Origin of the sequence: Acinetobacter sp. WCHA55 (assembly GCF_002165305.2) — a bacterium.
GTDB lineage: Bacteria > Pseudomonadota > Gammaproteobacteria > Pseudomonadales > Moraxellaceae > Acinetobacter.
In genome coordinates this window covers 3238809-3253978 of record NZ_CP032286.1, presented here as the reverse complement: position 1 = coordinate 3253978, position 15170 = coordinate 3238809, and the positions used below count along the sequence as shown (strand labels likewise).

Sequence of the window (15170 nt, the reverse complement as noted above, 5' to 3'; positions counted from 1 at the left end):
TATCATAATTCCTAAAATTATGTATGTAGTTGCGTTATAATAACGATATTACACACATTTTTTTGATCAAGCATTCCCTTCATTTGGTTTTTTGATCAATGGCATAATTGAGGACGCAGTATGGCCTTATTACCTATTTTAAGTTTTCCTGATCCCCGTCTTCGTACCATTGCAGAACCCGTCGAAGAAGTTACTGATGAAATTCGTCAGCTGGCTGCAGATATGTTTGAAACCATGTATGAAGCGCCAGGCATTGGACTTGCCGCGACACAAGTTGATCGTCATATTCAGCTGATTGTCATGGACTTATCTGAACATAAAGATCAACCTTTGGTATTCATTAACCCCAAAGTCACCCCATTGACTGAAGAAACGCAGCCCTATGAAGAAGGCTGCCTATCAGTTCCTCAAATATACGACAAAGTTGAGCGCCCGTCACGCGTAAAGATCGAAGCAATTAACCTTGAAGGTCAAGCATTTGAGATCGAAGCTGACGAACTTCTCGCTGTTTGCATTCAACATGAAATGGATCACTTAAATGGCAAATTGTTCGTCGACTATTTGTCGCCATTGAAGCGTCAACGCGCACGTGAGAAAGTGGAAAAACTGACCCGTCAGCGCCAAAAAGAAAAAGTAGCTGTAAAACGTTAATTTTTCCTAAATCTCATAAACAAAGCCCAATTTTAATTGGGCTTTGTTATATACTTCCCGCGTCCTCAACTCAGGTGGAATGGATTGTTCTTTAGAGCTGCGTTGCTACTGTCTTGTGTAGCCGTGTTTTTACAGATTGCTGTTTTTTTACAGCCTTTGCTTCCGACGCAATATCAAATTGCGCCGGTCTGTGAAACCATTACGCGTGCGCTTTTACTCAAGCCAGTTGAACATCTCAGTTCTCATGCTGAAAAGCATTCCACGCATCATCATGATATGCAGACTCAGCATGAGCTCAGCTCACAACCTGCTGAGCACAATCATCATGATGCAAGTCATCAATGCCAATACTGTACAGTATATGGCAATCTCGTGTTGCCGCCTGATTTAGAGTTAAAAGCGGTACTGGACCGTATTCAAGTCCGTTTAATTGCATTCCAAAAAGCCTTTGCGCATGTTTGGTTTGCACTGCAACAACTCTTTTTACTGCCGCAAGGGCGAGCACCGCCACTGTTTGTATAAACCTAGACATTTATTTTTCGGGTCTTAACGGACTCTAGCCTAGTTGTATTTATAGATTTAGTGAGAATAAAAATGGCTCAGCCTACATTCTTTTTACAGCCTCTTGCGGCTGCGATTTCTCTTGCTTGTTTTTCAAGTGTCGTATTTGCCACAGAGACAGACAGTGCGCATATTTTAGCGCCGATTGTGGTGACGGCTCAGCAGGGCAATGATGCTCATGGTCTGATTGTACATGCCAATCCGAAACAACCCACGCAGCCAATTCCTGCGGTTGATGGGGCGGCCTACTTACAAAGTATTGTAGGCTTTAATCAAATCAAAAATGGCGGTGCGAATGGCGATGTGACCTTCCGTGGCATGTTTGGTTCCCGTATTAAAATCCTCACCGATGGTACGGAAAACCTAGGCGCATGCCCAAGCCGTATGGATAATCCAGCGTCGTATGTTTCTCCTGAAAGCTACGACAAAATCACCGTCGTAAAAGGGCCGCAAACTGTTCAGTATGCGCATACTGGTTCAGCCGCAACCGTTATTTTTGAACGTGAACCTGAACAGCTCACTTCGGCGAAACCTTATCGTGGACAAGCCAGTGTCATGTTTGGCTCTTATGGTCGTTTGGATCAGAATGTTGAAGCTGCTGTTGGTGATGAAAAGAAATATGCACGTTTAAATGCTAATCGTTCGATTGCAGGCAGTTATCAAGATGGAGCGGGCGATACGGTTCCGTCCGATTGGGAAAAATGGAATGCAGATCTTGCATTAGGCTGGACTCCGGATGAAGACACATGGATAGAGCTAAAAGGTGGTAAAAGTGATGGTGAGGCTGTTTATGCTGGACGTAGCATGGATGGCTCTAAATTTGCCCGTGAAAGCCTAGGCTTACATATAGAAAAGAAAAACATTGGTGAGGTGATCAAAAAGGTCGAAGCGCAAGTTGACTATAGCTATAACGATCATGTCATGGATAATTTTCGCTTAAGAACGCCGCCCACAACGACTATGACGATGCATGGTATGCAGATGACTGTGCCGAATAAGATGGAAATGGAAGTAACGCGTCGTACTTTGAACGCACGTGCTGCAATGACTTCTGAATGGGACAAAGTCAGCTTGATGACAGGAATAGACTCGCAACGCAATAAGCATGGTGGAAATATGATCATGTATGCTATGCCGAGTATGAACTCCCCCTTTAAAACCAATATGGAATTTGAGTCTTATGGGGCTTTCGGTGAGCTGAGTTATGCATTCAATGATCAGCATAAACTGGTAACAGGTGCACGTGTCGATCAAGCGAAGATTGATAACTTAGCCAGTGATACAGAGCGTAAAGAAACTTTGCCAAGTGGTTTTATTCGAATTGAAAGTGAACTTGCGGAACATGTTAAAACTTACGCAGGTTTGGGTTATGTAGAGCGTGTGCCTGATTATTGGGAGTTGTTTAGTACCAAATACCATCAAAGCACAGGTACGACTTTTGCTGATCTAGAGAATGAAAAAACCGCGCAGTTTGATGCAGGTTATCAATATGAACAGGGTGCATTTAAATCATGGGCTTCAGTTTATGCAGGTTTGATTCAAGACTATATTTTAGTGGCATATACCCCGACAGGTTCAATGGGGCGGTTGGAAGCCAAAAGCCGAAATGTCGATGCAACCATTGCGGGTGCTGAAGCAGGGATAGGCTACCAATTTACCGATCAGATTCAAGCAGACATCAGTGCCATGTATGCGTGGGGTGACAATACAACGGATCATACCGCTTTACCGCAAATTGCACCATTAGAAGGGCGTTTTAATCTACGCTATGTGCAAGAAAAATATAACCTTGGTTTATTATGGCGTGTGGTTGCAGCACAAGATCGTACTAGCTACCGAGAAGGCAATATCATTGGATACGATTTAGAAGACAGTAAAGGTTTTGGAACGCTGTCTTTAAATGGGACTTATAATATCCAAAAAAATCTAGACCTTTCAGTCGGAATAGATAATGTGTTGAATAAAAACTATGCCGAGCACTTGAATAAACTTGGAAGTTCCGGTTTTGGTTATGCTGCGACCGAACAATTTAATAATATAGGGCGTAATTATTGGGCACGTATCAGTATGAAGTTCTAAAAAATATAGAGTAATCATTGCAACAGCCTGTCTAGAAATAGATAGGCTGTTTTGCTTTTAAGTTAAAAAAATGTTTGATAAAACAGCATGCTGCACAAAGATTCAGCAGAAAGTGGATGAGGAAACAGCAGTTTAAAGATAGCAATTGAGTTGGTTTTTAAAATATATAAGATAAAACAATATGTTAGGGTGTAAAATGTATACCGCACAGGTTAAATTTAAGTGGTTATGAAAATGAGTTAAAATTTATAAAATAACTTTATTATAAATAACAATAGCTTAAATTTATGTGAGTTTGAAAAGTAAACATGTGAAAATATTTATTCAGAATAAGTGTTGCAAGCAGTTAGAAATGCTGTAGAATGCACATCCATCGGCGGTGATGAAGATTAAAACTTCTGATAAAACAGTAGCTTAGTTAGAATTGATTGAGTTGGGTTTTAGAAAGAGAGTTTAAAATAATTTGAATTACCAGTTGACTTCTTCTTGAAAGAGAGTAGTATAGCCGACCTAGCTTGCTGATGACGAATCAGTAAGAAGATCATTAAGAGATTATGAAGAACAACTTGTGTGGATTTTTACTGATTGATCGATCGAAGATATTTCATTGATTGAATGGTAGAAATTACTCGAAGTTTATTTGAGAAATTAATGTCAGAAAATTGATGAGCCAAGATTTGTAGCCATAAGCTACTAATGATTTTAACTGAAGAGTTTGATCATGGCTCAGATTGAACGCTGGCGGCAGGCTTAACACATGCAAGTCGAGCGGGGGATGTTGCTTCGGTAACTGACCTAGCGGCGGACGGGTGAGTAATGCTTAGGAATCTGCCTATTAGTGGGGGACAACATTCCGAAAGGAATGCTAATACCGCATACGCCCTACGGGGGAAAGCAGGGGATCTTCGGACCTTGCGCTAATAGATGAGCCTAAGTCAGATTAGCTAGTTGGTGGGGTAAAGGCCTACCAAGGCGACGATCTGTAGCGGGTCTGAGAGGATGATCCGCCACACTGGGACTGAGACACGGCCCAGACTCCTACGGGAGGCAGCAGTGGGGAATATTGGACAATGGGCGGAAGCCTGATCCAGCCATGCCGCGTGTGTGAAGAAGGCCTTTTGGTTGTAAAGCACTTTAAGCGAGGAGGAGGCTACTGAGACTAATACTCTTGGATAGTGGACGTTACTCGCAGAATAAGCACCGGCTAACTCTGTGCCAGCAGCCGCGGTAATACAGAGGGTGCGAGCGTTAATCGGATTTACTGGGCGTAAAGCGTGCGTAGGCGGCTTTTTAAGTCGGATGTGAAATCCCTGAGCTTAACTTAGGAATTGCATTCGATACTGGGAAGCTAGAGTATGGGAGAGGATGGTAGAATTCCAGGTGTAGCGGTGAAATGCGTAGAGATCTGGAGGAATACCGATGGCGAAGGCAGCCATCTGGCCTAATACTGACGCTGAGGTACGAAAGCATGGGGAGCAAACAGGATTAGATACCCTGGTAGTCCATGCCGTAAACGATGTCTACTAGCCGTTGGGGCCTTTGAGGCTTTAGTGGCGCAGCTAACGCGATAAGTAGACCGCCTGGGGAGTACGGTCGCAAGACTAAAACTCAAATGAATTGACGGGGGCCCGCACAAGCGGTGGAGCATGTGGTTTAATTCGATGCAACGCGAAGAACCTTACCTGGTCTTGACATAGTAAGAACTTTCCAGAGATGGATTGGTGCCTTCGGGAACTTACATACAGGTGCTGCATGGCTGTCGTCAGCTCGTGTCGTGAGATGTTGGGTTAAGTCCCGCAACGAGCGCAACCCTTTTCCTTATTTGCCATCGGGTTAAGCCGGGAACTTTAAGGATACTGCCAGTGACAAACTGGAGGAAGGCGGGGACGACGTCAAGTCATCATGGCCCTTACGACCAGGGCTACACACGTGCTACAATGGTCGGTACAAAGGGTTGCTACCTAGCGATAGGATGCTAATCTCAAAAAGCCGATCGTAGTCCGGATTGGAGTCTGCAACTCGACTCCATGAAGTCGGAATCGCTAGTAATCGCGGATCAGAATGCCGCGGTGAATACGTTCCCGGGCCTTGTACACACCGCCCGTCACACCATGGGAATTTGTTGCACCAGAAGTAGGTAGTCTAACCGCAAGGAGGACGCTTACCACGGTGTGGCCGATGACTGGGGTGAAGTCGTAACAAGGTAGCCGTAGGGGAACCTGCGGCTGGATCACCTCCTTAACGAAAGATTGACGATTGGTAAGAATCCACAACAAGTTGTTCTTCATGACGATGTATCTGAGGGTCTGTAGCTCAGTTGGTTAGAGCACACGCTTGATAAGCGTGGGGTCACAAGTTCAAGTCTTGTCAGACCCACCAAATCTGACTAACCGGTATTATTAAATGCTGAATACAGAAAAACAGAAACATTGACTTATTGATAAGCTGGGGACTTAGCTTAGTTGGTAGAGCGCCTGCTTTGCACGCAGGAGGTCAGGAGTTCGACTCTCCTAGTCTCCACCATAGATTATAGAATTTAGTAAGTTAAAGCTTATTAACTTCTGTGATTTATCACAGTTTCCTGACCTGACGAAGGCTGGAAAAATCATTAACAGAATATATTTGAGTTGAAATAATTTGTTCATACTCGTTTTAAAGATCGACATTAACAGTGATTTATTACTGATTGATGAAGGTTGGAGAAATGAGTTACTAGCGAAATTAACTGAATCAAGCGTTTTGGTATGTGAATTGAATTGAAGCTGTACAGTGTTTAAGTACACAGAGCAACAAACTGTAAGGAAGTGATGAGGAATCATCATAGACTGTCTTAATCCTACTTGTAGGGATTAACGACTGTTTGGGGTTGTATAGTCAAGTAATTAAGTGCATGTGGTGGATGCCTTGGCAGTCAGAGGCGATGAAAGACGTAATAGCCTGCGATAAGCTCCGGGGAGGCGGCAAATATCCTGTGATCCGGAGATTTCTGAATGGGGAAACCCACCTGTCATAAGGCAGGTATCGTATGATGAATACATAGTCATACGAGGCGAACGAGGGGAAGTGAAACATCTCAGTACCCTTAGGAAAAGAAATCAATTGAGATTCCCTCAGTAGCGGCGAGCGAACGGGGAAAAGCCCATTAAGTCATATAAGTTCTAGTGGAATGCTCTGGGAAGTGCAACCATAGTGGGTGATAGTCCTGTACACGAAAGGGCTTATATGATGATGTCGAGTAGGGCGGGGCACGTGAAACCTTGTCTGAATATGGGGGGACCATCCTCCAAGGCTAAATACTCCTGACTGACCGATAGTGAACCAGTACCGTGAGGGAAAGGCGAAAAGAACCCCTGTGAGGGGAGTGAAATAGATCCTGAAACCGCATGCATACAAGCAGTGGGAGCCGACTTGTTCGGTGACTGCGTACCTTTTGTATAATGGGTCAGCGACTTACATTCAGTAGCAAGGTTAACCGTATAGGGGAGCCGTAGAGAAATCGAGTCTTAATAGGGCGTTTAGTTGCTGGGTGTAGACCCGAAACCGGGTGATCTATCCATGAGCAGGTTGAAGGTTGGGTAACACTAACTGGAGGACCGAACCCACTGTCGTTGAAAAGCCAGGGGATGACTTGTGGATAGGGGTGAAAGGCTAATCAAACTCGGTGATAGCTGGTTCTCCCCGAAAGCTATTTAGGTAGCGCCTCGGACGAATACCATTGGGGGTAGAGCACTGTTTCGGCTAGGGGGTCATCCCGACTTACCAAACCGATGCAAACTCCGAATACCAATGAGTACTATCCGGGAGACAGACTGCGGGTGCTAACGTCCGTAGTCAAGAGGAAAACAATCCAGACCGCCAGCTAAGGCCCCAAAATTATAGTTAAGTGGGAAACGATGTGGGAAGGCATAGACAGCTAGGAGGTTGGCTTAGAAGCAGCCACCCTTTAAAGAAAGCGTAATAGCTCACTAGTCGAGTCGGCCTGCGCGGAAGATGTAACGGGGCTAAAACTATATGCCGAAGCTGCGGATTTGCAATTTATTGCAAGTGGTAGGGGAGCGTTCTGTAAGCCGATGAAGGTGTATTGAGAAGTATGCTGGAGGTATCAGAAGTGCGAATGCTGACGTGAGTAACGACAATGCGAGTGAAAAACTCGCACGCTGAAAGACCAAGGGTTCCAGTCCAACGTTAATCGGGGCTGGGTGAGTCGACCCCTAAGGCGAGGCCGAGAGGCGTAGTCGATGGGAAATTGGTTAATATTCCAATACTTCTATGTAATGCGATGAGAGGACGGAGAAGGTTAAGTCAGCCTGGCGTTGGTTGTCCAGGTGGAAGGTTGTAGGCATGTATCTTAGGCAAATCCGGGGTACTCTATGCTGAGAACTGATAGCAAGCTGTACTTGTACAGTGAAGTGGCTGATACCATGCTTCCAGGAAAAGTCTCTAAGCTTCAGTTACATAGGAATCGTACCCGAAACCGACACAGGTGGTCAGGTCGAGTAGACCAAAGCGCTTGAGAGAACTCTGCTGAAGGAACTAGGCAAAATGGTACCGTAACTTCGGGAGAAGGTACGCTGCCGACGGTGATAGGATTTACTCCTTGAGCTATTGGCAGCCACAGAAACCAGGCCCCTGCAACTGTTTATTAAAAACATAGCACTCTGCAAACACGAAAGTGGACGTATAGGGTGTGATGCCTGCCCGGTGCTGGAAGGTTAATTGATGGGGTTAGCGTAAGCGAAGCTCTTGATCGAAGCCCCAGTAAACGGCGGCCGTAACTATAACGGTCCTAAGGTAGCGAAATTCCTTGTCGGGTAAGTTCCGACCTGCACGAATGGCATAATGATGGGGGCGCTGTCTCCAGCAGAGACTCAGTGAAATCGAATTCGCCGTGAAGATGCGGTGTACCCGCGGCTAGACGGAAAGACCCCGTGAACCTTTACTGCAGCTTGACATTGAACTTTGATCTTACTTGTGTAGGATAGGTGGGAGGCTTTGAAACCGAGACGCTAGTTTCGGTGGAGCCAATCTTGAAATACCACCCTGGTAATATTGAGGTTCTAACTCTGTCCCGTTATCCGGGACGAGGACCATGTCTGGTGGGTAGTTTGACTGGGGCGGTCTCCTCCTAAAGAGTAACGGAGGAGTACGAAGGTGCGCTCAGCGTGGTCGGAAATCACGCGTAGAGTATAAAGGCAAAAGCGCGCTTAACTGCGAGACCCACAAGTCGAGCAGGTACGAAAGTAGGTCTTAGTGATCCGGTGGTTCTGTATGGAAGGGCCATCGCTCAACGGATAAAAGGTACTCTGGGGATAACAGGCTGATACCGCCCAAGAGTTCATATCGACGGCGGTGTTTGGCACCTCGATGTCGGCTCATCTCATCCTGGGGCTGAAGCAGGTCCCAAGGGTATGGCTGTTCGCCATTTAAAGAGGTACGCGAGCTGGGTTTAGAACGTCGTGAGACAGTTCGGTCCCTATCTACCGTGGGCGTTGGAAATTTGAGAGGATCTGCTCCTAGTACGAGAGGACCAGAGTGGACGAACCTCTGGTGTACCGGTTGTGACGCCAGTCGCATCGCCGGGTAGCTATGTTCGGAAGGGATAACCGCTGAAAGCATCTAAGCGGGAAGCCTACCTCAAGATAAGATTTCCCTAGGACTTTATGTCCTCTAAAGAGCCGTTGAAGACTACGACGTTGATAGGTTGGATGTGGAAGCATAGTGATATGTGAAGCTGACCAATACTAATTGCTCGTGAGGCTTGACTATACAACACCCAAACAGTTGGTGTTGTGGTTCAAATCACTGCAAACAACTTGATTTAGTTATAAAGCTAAGTAGAATGTGCAAATTAAATTAACTCAGATGTTCTGTTATGAACGATGTTCAAAGCACTGCTTTGAACGAGTGCAAGATTTGGTAGAAAGCGAGGCAATCATAAGACCTAGCGAGTATCCATAAACAGTTGTGCTGGCGACAATAGCAAGAGTGAACCACCTGATCCCTTCCCGAACTCAGAAGTGAAACCTCTTAGCGCTGATGGTAGTGTGGAGTTATCCATGTGAGAGTAAGTCATCGCCAGCTCATTAATTCAAAAACCCCCTCCGCTTAATGCAGAGGGGGTTTTTTTATCATGCGGTTAGCGAAATGGTGAATCGGTAAGAAGAGAACAGAAACTATATAGTATAATAAATTTATATTCATGCATGATCATGTGGTCCCATATCTTTGTCTGCATTCTGCTTAGTCTGAAAGTTTAGAACAGCTGTCTTTATCTATATATTTCATTTATTAAGCGTTTTATCTGTTTTTATTGTGGTTTTCATTAAAGAGATAGGTTTCCTTGGAAAAACTCTTCTAATAAGTTGATTATGAATTAAGCTGGGTTGCATAAATTATAATCAAGCAAGGTGAATGTAATTCATGGTAAAATGATCGGCTTTCATCTTTGATCTCTATTTGAGATCTTTCATCTGCCAGCCGAGAATTGCTAGCCATGTCTACTGCTTATACTATGCAGACCGCGCCTAAAGCGTTGTTTGATTACGACAAATATTGGGCGTCATGTTTTGAACCTGCGCCATTTTTGCCGATGTCGCGCGAGGAAATGGACCAACTCGGTTGGGATAGTTGTGACTTTATTTTGGTCTGTGGTGATGCGTATATCGATCATCCATCATTTTGTTCGGGCATTATTGGCCGTACGTTAGAAGCGCAAGGTTTCCGTGTCGGGATTATTGCACAACCTGATTGGACTAATGTTGAAGCATTCCGGGTTTTGGGTAAGCCAAATATTGCTTGGGGTGTGACTGCTGGGAACATGGATTCCATGATTAACCGTTATACGGCTGATCGTAAAATTCGTTCTGATGATGCCTATTCGCCAGATAATCTACCCAATAAACGTCCAGACCGTGCAGCGACAGTCTATTGCCAACGTGTGCGTGAAGCATTTCCAGATGTACCTGTATTGTTAGGTGGAATAGAAGCGTCTTTACGTCGTATTGCACATTATGACTATTGGTCAGACAAAGTTCGTCGTTCAGTGTTGATGGACTCAAAAGCCGATCTTTTGATGTATGGTAATGGTGAGCGTTCAATCACTGAGGTAATGCATCGCTTAGCCAAAGGTGAAAAAATTCACGAAATTACTGATGTTCGTGGCACGGCATTTATCGTGAATAAATTAAACCGTCCATCTAAAGCTAAATTTGTTGAAATCGCATCCAATGATGTGGATACCATTGGCCGCGTTGATCCGATCATTAATCCTTATGTGATGACTGAAGATTTAGATGGCTGTGAAATTGAAAAAGATAAGGGTAATTCTTTAACCCAATACCAAAATTTCCAAAAAGAAATTGTGACAAATCAAATTGTTCGTGAAGGGGATCAACTTGATCCTGATACACAAATTGTGCAATTACAGCCGTCTTCAAAGGCAATTAAACATAAATTACCGCCACGTGAACTGGCTGTGATTCGTTTGCCTGCATTTGAAGCAGTGGCAGATGATCCAGTTTTATATGCACATGCCAACCGTATTTTACATCTTGAAACCAATCCAGGAAATGCACGTGCTTTGGTACAAAAGCATGGTGAGCGTGATGTTTGGTTAAATGCGCCACCGATTCCGTTAACCACGGAAGAAATGGACTATGTGTTTGATTTACCGTATGCACGTCTACCCCATCCTGTGTATGGGGATGCGCGTTTCCCTGCATTTGATATGATTAAGTTCTCTGTGAACATCATGCGTGGCTGTTTTGGTGGCTGTACCTTCTGTTCGATTACAGAACATGAAGGGCGTATTATTCAAAACCGTTCAGAAGAATCAATTTTGCGTGAAGTGGAAAAGATTCGTGATACCGCACCAGGTTTTACTGGCATCATTTCTGACTTGGGTGGACCTACAGCAAACATGTATCGTTTACACTGTAAAGACCCTGAAATTGAAAAGAACTGTCGTAAACCATCGTGTGTTTATCCAGGGGTGTGTCAAAACTTACATACCGATCATGCACCTTTAACGCAGCTGTATCGTAAAGCACGCGCCATTAAAGGTATCAAAAAAATTCTGATTGGTTCGGGGTTGCGTTATGACTTAGCAGTGTTAAACCCTGAATATGTCAAAGAGTTGGTACAGCATCATGTCGGTGGTTATTTAAAAATTGCCCCTGAGCATACCGAAAAAGGTCCATTGTCTAAGATGATGAAACCGGGCATCGGTACCTATGATCGTTTCAAACAAATGTTTGATCGTTTCAGTAAAGAAGCAGGAAAAGAGCAGTATCTCATTCCGTACTTTATTGCGGCGCACCCGGGTACGACCGAATATGACATGATGAATTTGGCGATTTGGTTGAAGAAAAATGGTTTCCGTGCCGATCAGGTACAGACTTTCTATCCATCGCCAATGGCAACAGCGACCACCATGTATCACACGGGTAAGAACCCATTAGCCAAAGTGGCGCGATATACCGAAGATGTGGATATTGTGAAAGGTGAGAAGCGTCGTCGTCTGCACAAAGCATTCTTACGTTATCATGATCCAAACAACTGGCCTTTATTGCGTGATGCTTTAAAAGAGATGGGCCGCCAAGACTTGATTGGTAACTCGAAACAGCATTTGATTCCAACCTATCAACCGCAAGGGACAGAAGGTCAGTATCAGTCTGCTCGGAAGAAAAACTCAACCGTGGATGGTGATTCGCAAAAACGTAATGGTGAGAGCCGTAACCAACAAGCGAAAAATCAATCGCGTCCATCGAATACCAAAAAGCGTCCTGATCGTGGTCAGATTTTAACGCAACATACAGGTTTACCACCGCGTGAAACAGGTGATGCCAAGAAGCCATTTGGACATTCAAAATCAAAACCGAAGTCTAAGTCACGTGCTTAATCGCAACTGAATATAAAAAAGGATGCTACGGCATCCTTTTTTAGGATCGATCTTTTTTATTGTGTTTGAAAAATAGCTCAGAGATTGGCTTTTCTGCCATCCGTCGGGAAAATTGAGTCAATCCGAAGAATCATATTGCACGTGAATGAACCACTCTATTACAGTGTAGATAGGCTAAAGAGCCAAAATATCATTCGATTAAAACAAAACGTGTTACAACGAATGACATTGCAAAAAATTGTTTAGTTTTATCAGCGTTTGTTTGATTTTAGCTTTAGTTTTTTTATTGCGTGGTTTGGGTAAATGGTCAGTAGGTTATACTGATCGGATAAAAATCGGTGTGATACCGAAAATTATAATAAAGATGAAAAGGATACAAATATGACAACTTATATGGTAGTTGGTAGCGTGTTGTTGATACTGGTTATGATTTTAGCGAGTAAAGCGTTGATCCCTAAGACCAAGCAGCAAGATAGTGCATTAAGACAACGTGCTATTTTTAGTATGCATGAGCAACTGACTTATACTCGTTTAAAAGAAATTTTACCGCATCATACTGTGTTGGCACATGTGTCTTATGATGCCTTACTCACTACAAAATTTTCGCGTACGCGAAACAAATACCGCAATTTGGTGGCTGATTTTGTGATTGTGGATAGTGCACAACAAGTTTTGGCAGTGGTTGCTTTAGAAGATCCGCTTTCATTGAAACGTCCACAAAAGGCACAGTTTCAGGATGCGATCCTCGATATGGCTGGCTATAAAGTGATTCGTTATGAAGAAGTGCCTGACTATCATCAATTACGTGAAGATTTTTATGGCGATCTCTATGCTTCGTCGCGTTCGACTCAGGATACGCGTGTGGCCAAAAAATATGATTACTATAATGCAGCACAAACTCGAAAATTACGTCTGATCGGCTAACTGAATCTCAGCATTCATCATAAAAATCATGAATCTTCATGATTTTTATGATGGGGGTATTTTTAAGCAGGTTTCACTGCAACAACGGTTAACTCGACCAACACTCGTGGATCATAAAGTTTAGCTTCAACACAGGTACGTGGTAATGCATCAATATCGGCAACCCAAGCATCCCAAACCTCATTGAACGCCGCATAGTCATTTTCAATGTCTTTTAAATAAATCGTCACCGATAAAATCTGGCTTTTATCTGTGCCTGCATCAGCTAAAAATTGGTCGATCATGTCGAATGTTTGTTGGCTTTGACCTTTAATATCGAGATCAAAGTCAGACGCCAGTTGACCTGCCAAATGAACGAGGTTGCCAGCAATCGCAACTTCAGAAAAACGATTTGAGACATGCAAACGTTGAACCGTCATGATGTATGCATCCTGTGTGATGAGTATAAAAATAGAACATAAAAAGTAGTTCAATAGCCTACCACAAACTCATGTATGACAGATGGCTACGATATTGGCTTTCAATCAGGTGTAGAATTTTACAGCGTGAAGGATCAAATCTATTTCTGTAGGTAAAGTGAACAGAGGGAGATAAATGGATAATTGATATCAATATATCGATGTGGAAATTACAAAAGTTGAAGGAACTGAATCAATAGGGAAATCTTATACAGGCTTTATAAAAGTATTTTTTTTAGGAGTAAATTGTTGTGATGGTAGAGTGCTACTCTGCAATATAGGGGAATACCATGATAAATATCAGAGATGCCCTGTAATCTTCGGATTTGATCGTCACGCCAATCACAGGACTTATGCTAAAAGTAAAGGTAAGTTTTAGCATCTCAGCGGTTACATGGATAAATGCAGCGCGCTATTAGATTACTCTAAAAACACAGTTTGTGAATACTAAATTGCATTATTTTTGTTCTTTTGGTTAAAAAATGACTGATTGAGCAATCAGTCCGACCATAAAGAGAGCTGGGGTAAAGGCTCTTGAGTCGAAAGCGCATAGACCCCGACACCGATAAGACGAAATTGTTGATCTGGCGTAATTTGCATTTCTTTGAGTAATATATCTAAGGTCATTTGCAGTTCAGTTTGATGCTTTAATGGCATTTTGAAGCTTTTACTGTGCTGTAGGGTTTGAAAGTTTTTTAGTTTCAGTTTGATGGTGACACCACGGGCATACAGTTGCTTTTTCTCCAAGCTTTGCCAGACTTGTGCAATCAACTTGGGCCAAAATGGGAGACATTGTTCAATGGTTAAATCATTATCAAAAGTGGTTTCTTTTGAAATTTGCTGACGTTCTCGTTCCGCTTGTACCGGACGCTCATCAATCCCTTGTGCATATAGATACAGCTGCTTACCATACTTGCCAAAATGATGAATCAGGACATTTTCATCCATATGCTGTAAATCACCTAAAGTTTCAAGTTTGAGCGCATGTAATTTTTCTTGCATAACTTTACCCACCCCAGGAATTTTTTTAAGCGGCAAGTGCTGAATAAACTGCTGAACGTGTGAGGGCTTAATCACACAGATACCATTCGGTTTATTCCAGTCCGACGCAACTTTGGCTAGAAACTTATTGGGCGCAACACCCGCAGAGGCGGTCAGTCCTGTGCTCTGAAAAATATCAGCACGGATGCGTTCAGCGACTTCTGTGGCGCTGGCCAGTTGTTGTAAATTTTCCGTCACATCTAAATAAGCTTCATCTAAGGAAAGCGGTTCAATGAGTGTGGTATAACGCTGAAAAATTGCATGAATTTGCTCTGAGACCGCACGATATTTAGAAAAATTAGGTTCAATCACCACCACTTGAGGACAGCGTTTTTTAGCTTGAGTCATCGACATGGCAGAGCGGAGTCCGTAGCGACGTGCAGGGTAGGATGCAGCTGCAATAACGGCACGAGGATGGTGTGAAGAAATCACCACAGGTAAATGCTTTAAGTCGGGACGATCAAGTAACTCCACTGAGGCATAGAAGGCATCCATGTCGATGTGAATGATTTTTCGCATGCTGAATTTTAATATTGAAACCTAAGTCAGTATTGCAC

General features: G+C 43.6%; 7 protein-coding genes, 2 tRNA genes and 3 rRNA genes. 10 read left to right on the top strand and 2 right to left on the bottom strand.

Annotated features, from left to right (window positions below):
* The first annotated feature begins 120 nt into the window (after positions 1-120).
* The 10 genes from def (at position 121) to CDG62_RS18365 (ending at position 13114) form a co-directional block, all read left to right on the top strand.
* Positions 121-651 (top strand): peptide deformylase, encoded by a 531-nt coding sequence (def, locus tag CDG62_RS18415; protein WP_087528679.1) that lies wholly within the window; start codon positions 121-123, stop codon positions 649-651.
* Positions 652-735: 84 nt separating this feature from the next.
* Positions 736-1173, top strand: coding sequence for a DUF2946 family protein (locus CDG62_RS18410; RefSeq protein ID WP_087528678.1), 438 nt, complete (start codon positions 736-738; stop codon positions 1171-1173).
* 72 nt (positions 1174-1245) lie between these two features.
* Positions 1246-3291 carry a TonB-dependent copper receptor gene (locus CDG62_RS18405; protein WP_087528677.1) on the top strand — a complete coding sequence of 682 codons (2046 nt, stop codon included), beginning with the start codon at positions 1246-1248 and terminating at the stop codon, positions 3289-3291.
* A gap of 703 nt (positions 3292-3994) precedes the next feature.
* Positions 3995-5532, top strand: a 16S ribosomal RNA gene (locus tag CDG62_RS18395).
* Between the two features lie 61 nt (positions 5533-5593).
* Positions 5594-5670, top strand: a tRNA-Ile gene (locus CDG62_RS18390).
* 68 nt (positions 5671-5738) lie between these two features.
* A tRNA-Ala gene (locus tag CDG62_RS18385) sits at positions 5739-5814 on the top strand.
* 349 nt (positions 5815-6163) lie between these two features.
* Positions 6164-9057 (top strand): 23S ribosomal RNA (locus tag CDG62_RS18380).
* Between the two features lie 200 nt (positions 9058-9257).
* A 5S ribosomal RNA gene (rrf, locus tag CDG62_RS18375) occupies positions 9258-9372 on the top strand.
* Together the 16S, 23S and 5S rRNA genes with 2 tRNA genes alongside form the textbook arrangement of a ribosomal RNA operon.
* Positions 9373-9784: 412 nt before the next feature.
* Positions 9785-12190, top strand: a complete 2406-nt coding sequence (locus tag CDG62_RS18370) for a YgiQ family radical SAM protein (protein ID WP_087528394.1) — start codon at positions 9785-9787, stop codon at positions 12188-12190.
* 381 nt (positions 12191-12571) lie between these two features.
* Positions 12572-13114 (top strand): DUF2726 domain-containing protein, encoded by a 543-nt coding sequence (locus CDG62_RS18365; protein WP_087528393.1) that lies wholly within the window; start codon positions 12572-12574, stop codon positions 13112-13114.
* Positions 13115-13176: 62 nt separating this feature from the next.
* Here the strand turns inward: CDG62_RS18365 and CDG62_RS18360 are convergent, their stop codons facing one another.
* A complete protein-coding gene (locus CDG62_RS18360; RefSeq protein WP_087528392.1) occupies positions 13177-13533 on the bottom strand; it encodes a RidA family protein in 357 nt (118 codons plus the stop codon).
* A gap of 537 nt (positions 13534-14070) precedes the next feature.
* Positions 14071-15132: a DNA polymerase IV gene (dinB, locus tag CDG62_RS18350; protein WP_087528389.1), complete on the bottom strand. Its 1062-nt coding sequence runs from the start codon at positions 15130-15132 to the stop codon at positions 14071-14073.
* Positions 15133-15170: the final 38 nt, after the last annotated feature.